Origin of the sequence: Okeania sp. SIO2B9, assembly GCF_010672505.1 — a bacterium.
Taxonomy (GTDB): Bacteria; Cyanobacteriota; Cyanobacteriia; order Cyanobacteriales; family Microcoleaceae; genus Okeania; species Okeania hirsuta.
In genome coordinates, this window is the sequence record NZ_JAAHGK010001017.1 from 1 (window position 1) to 2,841 (window position 2,841).

Below are 2,841 nucleotides of genomic sequence, written 5' to 3' on the forward strand. Positions count from 1 at the left end.
TGTGACAGTTTGATTTTTGATAAATTTATATTTGATAAATTTATAGATGTCAAAAACAACTTATTAAAATCAATATTCAAGATAATTTGGCAGTATAAAAACTCTATTATGTAGAATTTTAATTGACTCTAGGAAAATTCAATTATCACAATCAATAAAATCAATAAGCAAATACATTTTATTGTTGTGAATCCTGATTCAATTTTCAGTATTTTGTCTATAAATAGTTTTCAATATAAATACAATCTAATATCTATAAAAAATCAACAACTCACCTCTAGAAAAGTTTAGATTGAATTGTGTTCCCATTCAAAACTCTTGCTTACAGCTACTTTAATCCACCTGGATACTATTTAACTTATAACCATGATTAATTATTTGTATAATTTTCTGGTTTCAATTCCTCAAATCTCTAATTTTGGAACCTAAATTTAGTGTTTGAGTCTTTGAAAGTAAAGACATAAGGCATAGGTGGATGTTGCTCTTGATACCTTGCTCAAAAATCCTACTTAGTTAACCTAATCAAGTATCTAGTCATTAAAGACTACTCGAGAGATTTGCTAAAAAAATTATTAGGGATATACTTAATGTTCAAAAGCTAAACACCAAATTTTTATGAGACCTTAACAAAGTCTAAAATTTAGGGGTGTGGTGATAGGAGGATAACAGTGTTTCTGAGACTTGCAGAACAACATCGTCAATTTGTACAAGACCTAGTAATGAACTTGCAAGCTCTGGCAATTGTGCTGGAGAATAGAGGATATTTGGCATCTTGTTATACCTGCGGAGGTAAAATGAATAGTGCCTCATTTATGGTCAGCTTGGGAGAGAATCATCTGATTCGCTTTCTAGTATCAGATTATGGTATTACTTGGACAGAGATGCGAGATGATCGTGAACTAATGAAATTAGAAGGAGCTGAAGCAATTAGTCAGTTACAAGAGCTAGCTAATTTACTGAAAAATCAGATTCAGCCTTGTCCAAACTCTACTCAACTTCCCCAGGAAGACTTAAGTCTGAACCAGGTTATCTAATTTATCATAAATGTTGAAAGATCTCGAGCCGTTATCATCTTTGATTTAATGGGTGATGGGTGAGATGAATTTCAACCAGAAAAATAATTGAGCAATAGGCGCGCACATTTTTGGTGTTATAATCTGACCAATACCCGTGGGGCAAACGGTTGAATAAAAGCGCACCGCCTGCCCTGAGGTTTCCGAGGGCGTAAAGACGGAGCAAGAAAGCTTGTGGATATGGTCTGACGGGTGTGCAACTCGACTGGTTTGATTTGTTATCTAGTTAAGAATCTGTGTTAGTTTAGCTTTGCGTCAGCACTCGCAAGCATCTCCCGTTATAATCTTTGATTTAACGGTGAGAGTATCAATAATTTCCTTCGTTAAACCTTGTGGGTATGACGCTGAGTTTAATCTAAATTACAAATATTAAATAAAGCATTAATCCCCCCTTATAGAGCTATCCCTTATACGGAATTCCTGAAAACCTTGTGGGAAGTATGGGGAGGTTGGGGAGTAAGAATCTTGTCTAGAGTTCTCAAAAAAATGTATTTTTCAACCCACTTTTTTTTGGAAAAGCCTCTCAAATACTAATACATAACTTGTCTATTTTGTCAAATTTTCTGTTAATAAAATTAATAAAAGATATTGGTGATGGATAGCTGTTCAAGGGAGGAACAGCTAATCTTGTCTGCTTGTGGAGACGTAAGATATTAATTATCCACCAAAGGAAGAAACTTCAAATTCAGTTTTTAATCTCCCATTATAATCTATGATTTAATGGGGAAGTATAATGGAAACAAATTTAGTATTTCAGATAAATCTCTCTTCAATTCCATCAAGTCTGAGTAGATCGGGAAAATTGTTCTGAAATTTGTATAAAAATTAGCAACTTACCGAATAATTAAGGTTTAAACCCACATTCCGCACCACAAAATGTATTATATAAGAAGGAGTCAGGAGGACTGAGTCAGGAGTCAGAATTTAGGAGAAAATCATAGCTGCTGTGATTGAGTAAACAATCAAGCAAGTATTTATGCTTAATTGTTTACTCGGAATTTGATCAACGAAAAAAGTAGTTGAGATGATTTGCATAGTATAAATACTTACCAAACTACGGATTTATATACTACTTTTAATATTACAAATTGAAGCGCGGAATGTAGGTTTAAAGCCTCTCCTTTAAAGGAGAAAAAAGCGGTTGAGGGATGGCGAGGTCCCCTCGCCATATCCAATCAACCAAGACAGCGGTCGATCTTCGGAGCTTCCCGTAGGGTGGGATGGCAAGGTCTCCTCGCTGGCCAACCATCGACCAAGAGAAGAAAAAATTTTCACGCTCCGCGTCAATCCTCTTCTTTTCAAGGAGATATAATTATAGCGCTGCGCGCAGGCAACAGCTCATCTGGCAACAGCTCATCTGGGGGAATAAAAATCTGTTTGCGCAAGCATTCCGTAGGAATCATATAAGACTTTTAGCTATTGGACAATTCCTGCAATTTGTAAATATGCCAGCGCACATTGCTATATTAATTGCTAATTATTAATTGTTGAAAATATCTGTAATTCAGAGAGGAAAAGCTACTTAAGTTGTATTTCGCTAAATCTAGCTTGAACAGATGTTAATCTAGAAATAGATAAATCACAAATTTAACATTAGCCAGACAAAAGCTACTACTAAATTAGACAAGTCTGGTGGTAATAGAGGAGAGTTGATTGCAAACTATGAGTCTTCTAGAATCTCAATGGCAACATTTCTTTGTAGACACCAATAATATTCGCCTACATTGTGTTACTCAAGGTGAGGGAGAATTAGTCATACTCCTTCATG

Annotated in this window: 1 protein-coding gene and 1 pseudogene; both read left to right on the forward strand. The window is 35.1% G+C overall.

The window, feature by feature from the left end; translation table 11 throughout:
* Window positions 1–668: 668 nt before the first annotated feature.
* On the forward strand, window positions 669–1,034 hold the full coding sequence (locus F6K13_RS26710; protein WP_124155091.1) for a DUF1815 family protein: 366 nt from the start codon (window positions 669–671) through the stop codon (window positions 1,032–1,034).
* 1,701 nt (window positions 1,035–2,735) lie between these two features.
* Window positions 2,736–2,841 (forward strand): annotated as a pseudogene (locus tag F6K13_RS26715) (alpha/beta hydrolase); the annotation flags it as partial.